Consider the following 5,883-nt stretch of genomic DNA (forward strand, 5'->3'; position numbering starts at 1 on the left):
CGCATGGCGCACGTTCGGACGAGGCCATTCTCGCCGCGCACCGTCATGCGTCGGACATGCTGCGGGCCGCGTTGCTCAAGATCGCCGCCGGCGTGGAGCCGCCGGATCTGACGGCGGCATGCGCAGGGCTCGGCGCGGCGCTGGGCGACACCGGACATCGATGACGCGCGAGGCGCCGCGAGCCGCATGGCGTTGCGCTGCGCGGCACGTTGTCGTCGGCTGCCACGCGCATGTTAGAGTGCCGTGTGATCCGTCTGTGCCGCCCGGCGGTACGCGGTGTTGCTTGTTGATCGCGGCATCGGCCAGGCCGCGGCGTCTTTGCTAAAATTCAAACCATGTCAAAGTCTTCCGATCGCATCAACCTTACCAACCAGTTCCTGATCGCCATGCCGAACATGGCCGATCCGACGTTCTCGGGAACGGTGGTCTATCTTTGCGATCACAGCGAGCGCGGTGCGCTCGGCCTCGTCATCAATCGTCCTACCGATATCGACCTCGAATCCCTGTTCAACCGCATCGATCTGAAACTCGAGATCGAGCCGCTCCTGCATATCCCCGTGTATTTCGGCGGGCCGGTGCAGACGGAACGCGGCTTCGTGCTCCACGAGCCGGTGGAGGGCGCGTCGTACAACTCGTCGATGTCCGTCGAAGGCGGGCTGGAAATGACGACGTCGAAGGACGTGCTCGAGGCGGTCGCGACGGGCAATGGCCCGAAACGCTTTCTGCTGACGCTCGGCCATGCCGGCTGGGGCGCGGGGCAGCTCGAGGAAGAAATCTCCCGCAACGGCTGGCTGACCGTGGCCGCCGATCCGCGGATCGTGTTCGACACGCCGGCCGAGGAGCGCTTCGAAGCCGCGCTCGGCCTGCTCGGCGTCAGCTCGACGATGCTGTCCGGCGAAGCAGGGCACGCATGAGCGGCACGGGCGCGCGCGACGCGACGCTCCTGGCGTTCGACTATGGCGAAAAGCGCATCGGGGTGGCGATCGGCAATGCGCTGACCCGCTCGGCCCGCGCACTTGTCGTGATCCGGAATCTCAACCGCGAGCACCGCTTCAAGGCGGTCGGCGAACTGCTGGCCGAATGGCGGCCGGACGCGCTTGTCGTCGGCCTGCCATTGCATCCGGACGGCACGCCGCACGACATGACGCAGCAGGCCAAGCGCTTCGGCAACCAGCTGAACGGCCGTTTCGGCCTGCCGGTGGCCTGGGTGGACGAGCGTTATTCGTCCGTCGAGGCCGAAGCCGGCATGCGCGAGCGCGGCGGCCGTGCGCGGCCCGACATGCTCGATGCCGAAGCGGCGCGCGTCATCCTTCAACAGTATCTCGATCAATTGTCCGACCATGAGCACCATTGATGCCGAGGCGCTATACCGCGTCCTGCTCGACCAGATCCGCGACGCGTACGGCGCGGCCGCGTTCGCCGCGCCGGGCGGCCCGGTGCTTGCCGGCATTTACAGCGGCGGCGCCTGGCTGGCCGAGCGTCTTGCGCGCGATCTCGGCGCGCCCGGTTTCGGTGTCGTGAACGTCGCGCTGCATCGCGACGATTACGCGAAGAAAGGGCTGCACAGCCAGGCGAGCCCGACGTCGCTGCCGTTCGAGGTGAGCGGCGCGCACATCGTGCTCGTCGACGACGTGCTGTACACCGGCCGCACCGTGCGCGCGGCGCTCAATGAACTGTTCGACTACGGCCGCCCGGCGGCCGTCGAGCTGGCCGTGCTGGCCGATCGTGGCGGCCGCGAGTTGCCGGTCGCCGCACGCTTCGCCGGCGGCACGCTCGACGTGCCGCCCGATGCGACCCTCGTGCTCGCGCGCGACGACGCGGCAACGTTCACGCTGCGCGTCGAGGCGCACAGCGGCTGACCGCACCGAATCCGGATCCCGGGCCGCCCCGGTTCGCGCCGCGGCCCGTCCTGCATACGTTGGAATCACGCACATCATGACCACCGACACCACTGGCCACGCCGGCCATCCCGCTGCAGCCGCGAGCGCCGAGCGATTCCGCTACGGCTTCCTGAAGGGCAACCCGCAGCTGACGAAGAACGGCGAGCTGAAACATCTGCTGTCGATCGAAGGGCTGCCGCGCTCGATCGTCACGCATATCCTCGATACCGCCGAGCAGTTCGTCAGCGTGACGGATCGCGAAGTGAAGAAGGTGCCGCTGCTGCGCGGCAAGTCGGTCTTCAATCTGTTCTTCGAGAACTCGACGCGCACGCGCACGACCTTCGAGATTGCCGCGAAGCGCCTGTCGGCGGACGTGCTGAACCTGAACATCAACGCATCGTCGACGAGCAAGGGCGAATCGCTGCTCGACACGATCAACAACCTGTCGGCGATGCATGCCGACCTGTTCGTCGTGCGTCACGCGTCGAGCGGCGCGCCGTACCTGATCGCCGAGCACTGCGCGCCGCACGTGCATGTGATCAACGCGGGCGACGGCCGTCACGCACACCCGACGCAGGGCCTGCTCGACATGTACACGATCCGCCACTACAAGCGCGACTTCACGAAGCTGCGCGTGGCGATCGTCGGCGACATTCTGCATTCGCGTGTCGCGCGCTCGGACATCCACGCGCTGACCACGCTCGGCGTGCCGGAAGTGCGCGCGATCGGCCCGCGCACGCTGTTGCCGGGCGGCCTCGAGCAGATGGGCGTGCGGGTGTTCCACAACCTCGACGAAGGCCTGAAGGACGTCGACGTGATCATCATGCTGCGCCTGCAGAACGAACGGATGAGCGGTGCGCTCCTGCCGTCCGCGCAGGAATACTTCAAGAGCTGGGGCCTGACGCCCGAGCGTCTCGCGCTCGCCGCGCCGGACGCGATCGTGATGCACCCGGGCCCGATGAACCGCGGCGTCGAGATCGATTCGCAGGTCGCCGACGGCCCGCAGTCGGTGATCCTCAACCAGGTGACGTTCGGCATCGCCGTGCGGATGGCGGTGATGGGCATCGTCGCCGGCACGAACGACTGAACCCGCGCGCCGCGCATTCCTTTCACGCAATCAACGCATACAGACAGCGCATGAAGATTCATATCAAAGGCGGCACGCTGATCGATCCGATCGCCGGCAGCGAACGGCAGGCCGATGTTTATGTCGCGGCGGGCAAGATCGCGGCGATCGGCGCCGCGCCGGCCGATTTCCGGGCGGCGAAGACGATCGACGCGACGGGCATGATCGTCGCGCCGGGCTTCGTCGACCTGTGCGCGCGGCTGCGCGAGCCGGGCTACGAACACAAGGCGACGCTCGAATCCGAGATGGCCGCGGCGGTCGCCGGCGGCGTGACGAGCCTTGCCTGCCCGCCGGACACCGACCCGGTGCTCGATGAGCCGGGTCTCGTCGAGATGCTGAAATTCCGTGCCAGCAACCTGCACCAGGCGAACGTCTATCCGCTCGGCGCGCTGACGGTCGGCCTCAAGGGCGAAGTCATCACCGAAATGGTCGAGTTGACCGAGTCGGGCTGCGTCGGCTTCACGCAGGCCAACGTGCCGGTGCGCGATACACAGGTATTGCTGCGCGCGCTGCAGTACGCGAGCACCTACGGCTTCACCACGTGGCTGCGTCCGATCGATGCGTTCATCGGCCGCGGCGGCGTCGCGGCAAGCGGGGCGCTCGCGTCGCGGCTCGGGCTGTCCGGCGTGCCGGTCGCGGCCGAGACGATCGCGCTGCACACGATCTTCGAACTGATGCGCGTGACAGGCGCGCGCGTGCACATCGCGCGGCTGTCGTCGGCGGCAGGCATCGCGCTCGTGCGCGCGGCGAAGGCCGAAGGGCTGCCGGTGACGTGCGACGTCAGCGCGAACCATCTGCACCTGATCGATGTCGACATCGGCTATTTCGATGCGCAGTTCCGCCTCGATCCGCCGCTGCGCAGCGAGCGCGACCGCGAGGCGATCCGCGCGGCGCTCCTCGACGGCACGATCGACGCGATCTGCTCCGATCACACCCCGGTCGACGACGACGAGAAGCTGCTGCCGTTCGCCGAGGCGACGCCCGGCGCGACAGGCCTCGAACTGCTGTTGTCGCTGACGGTGAAATGGGCCGACGAAGCGGGGGTGCCGCTGGTCCAGGCGCTCAAGCACATCACGGCCGCGCCGGCCGATGTGCTGAAGCTGCCGGCCGGCCGCGCGACCGAAGGCGGCGTGGCCGACCTGTGCGTGTTCGATCCGCGCGCGCACTGGCGCGTCGAGCCGCGTGCACTGAAGAGCCAGGGTCATAACTCACCGTTCCTCGGCTACGAACTGCCCGCCCGTGTCCACGCGACGCTCGTCGCGGGACAGATCGCGTTCGAGCGCGGCTGACGCCGGACGATCGCCATGACAGCCTTTCGCAAGCTGCGCCTCGTCACACACCTGCTGCATGGCATGGCGCTTGTTGCGCTGCGCTTTCCGCGCGTCGTGCCCGAACGGCGTGTCGAGATCACGCGACGCTGGTCGGTCAAGCTGCTGCAGATCTGCGGGATGCGCCTCGTCGTCCATAACGACGGCGCGCGTCTGGATTCGAGTGCGCTCGTCGTCGGCAACCACGTGTCGTGGCTCGACATCTACACGATCAATGCGTGGCGTCCGACGCCGTTCGTGTCGAAGGCGGAAGTGCGTCAATGGCCGGTCGTTGGCTGGCTCGCGGAGCGGCTCGACACCGTGTTTCTCCAGCGCGAGAAGCGCACCGAGGCGATGCGGATCATGCATGCGATGGCCGACCGGCTGCGCGGCGGCGGCCTCATGTGCGTGTTTCCGGAAGGGACGACGTCGGACGGCCTCGGCCTGCTGCCGTTCCACGCGAACCTGTTTCAGGCGGCGGTGTCGGCCGGCTGTGCGGTGCAGCCGATCTGCCTGATGTACGAGGACGCGCACGGACGCCAGTCGATCGCGCCCGCGTACGTCGGCGAACTGTCGCTCGGCAAGTCGCTCGACATGGTGCTGCGCGGCGGTCCGCTCGTCGCGCATCTGCATGTGTGCGATCCGATCGAGGCGGGCGGCGACCGGCGGGCGATGGCGGCGGCCGCGCAGGCGTCGATCGCCGCCGCGCTTGCGGACATGCAGGCGCGCGTCGGCCGCCCGGCCGCCGAGGCGCTCGAGCAACTCGCGAACGACGCGTTTCCGGTCACTGAAGTCGCCATCGGCGCAGCGCCGGACAGCCGCGCCGACGCGCCGCTGCCGGGGCGAGAGGGCTGACGCAAGCGCGCGCGGCACGTCATCGCAAAGCCCCGCTCGCGCGGTGGTCGCTCAAAGGTCTGTATCACGCGATGCGTGGCCTGGCCTGAAACACGGGCCGACGATGCCACGACTTTATTCGCCGGGCGTGCGGCAGGATTCGCACTGCACCTGCGTGACCGTGCGCACGGCCGGATCGGCCGTCAGGCGCACCGCCGACAGCTTGTTGCCCCATACGCATCCGGAATCGAGCGCGACGAGATTGTCGCGCAGCATCAGGCCGAGCGCGGCCCAATGTCCGAATACGACCGTCACATCCTCCGTCCGGCGTTCCGGCACGTCGAACCACGGCAGGTAGCCGGGTGGCGCATTGTGCGGGCCGCCGTTCGCGCGAAACTCCATCGCCCCAGCCGCTGTGCAGAAACGGATACGCGTGAACGCGTTGAATGCGACCCGCATCCGGTCGCGCTTTTTGAGGTTCGGACGCCACTGGTTCGGCTCGTTGCCGTACAGCTGCTGCAGCGTGTCGCGCCAGTCGGGCGCGCGCAGCGCGCGGGCGAGTTCGTCGGCGAGTTCGAGCGCGAGCGTGGCGTCCCATTGCGGGAGCACGCCCGCATGAACGAGCAGCATCCCGTGCTCGAAATGCGCGAACGGACGATGGCGAACCCACTCGAGCAGCGCATCGGCGTCGGGCGCGTCGAGGATCTCGCCGATCGTGTCGCCGGGACGCTCGGTC

Annotated in this window: 7 protein-coding genes; 6 read left to right on the forward strand and 1 reads right to left on the reverse strand. The window is 68.2% G+C overall.

The genetic code is table 11. The features are described from left to right. Positions 1-335 precede the first annotated feature (335 nt). The 6 genes from KH616_RS20230 (at position 336) to KH616_RS20255 (ending at position 5,168) form a co-directional block, all read left to right on the forward strand. On the forward strand, positions 336-914 hold the full coding sequence (locus tag KH616_RS20230; RefSeq protein ID WP_292250213.1) for a YqgE/AlgH family protein: 579 nt from the start codon (positions 336-338) through the stop codon (positions 912-914). Then, positions 911-1,354, forward strand: coding sequence for a Holliday junction resolvase RuvX (ruvX, locus tag KH616_RS20235; RefSeq protein WP_292250214.1), 444 nt, complete (start codon positions 911-913; stop codon positions 1,352-1,354). Before KH616_RS20230 ends, ruvX begins: the two co-directional genes overlap by 4 nt. Beyond that, complete coding sequence (gene pyrR, locus KH616_RS20240) at positions 1,341-1,859, forward strand: bifunctional pyr operon transcriptional regulator/uracil phosphoribosyltransferase PyrR (RefSeq protein WP_292250216.1); 519 nt, start codon at positions 1,341-1,343, stop codon at positions 1,857-1,859. Before ruvX ends, pyrR begins: the two co-directional genes overlap by 14 nt. Before the next feature lie 76 nt (positions 1,860-1,935). Continuing rightward, positions 1,936-2,967, forward strand: coding sequence for an aspartate carbamoyltransferase catalytic subunit (locus KH616_RS20245; protein WP_292250218.1), 1,032 nt, complete (start codon positions 1,936-1,938; stop codon positions 2,965-2,967). A gap of 50 nt (positions 2,968-3,017) precedes the next feature. Further along, on the forward strand, positions 3,018-4,295 hold the full coding sequence (locus tag KH616_RS20250; RefSeq protein ID WP_292250219.1) for a dihydroorotase: 1,278 nt from the start codon (positions 3,018-3,020) through the stop codon (positions 4,293-4,295). A gap of 15 nt (positions 4,296-4,310) precedes the next feature. Continuing rightward, positions 4,311-5,168 (forward strand): lysophospholipid acyltransferase family protein, encoded by an 858-nt coding sequence (locus KH616_RS20255; RefSeq protein WP_292250221.1) that lies wholly within the window; start codon positions 4,311-4,313, stop codon positions 5,166-5,168. A gap of 114 nt (positions 5,169-5,282) precedes the next feature. On the opposite strand, the gene KH616_RS20260 is transcribed toward KH616_RS20255, so the two are convergent. Then, a partial coding sequence (locus KH616_RS20260) for a symmetrical bis(5'-nucleosyl)-tetraphosphatase (protein WP_292250223.1) occupies positions 5,283-5,883 on the reverse strand: 601 nt, incomplete at its 5' end.

It is taken from the genome of Burkholderia sp. (genome assembly GCF_018375725.1).
In the GTDB taxonomy this organism is placed as follows: domain Bacteria; phylum Pseudomonadota; class Gammaproteobacteria; order Burkholderiales; family Burkholderiaceae; genus Burkholderia.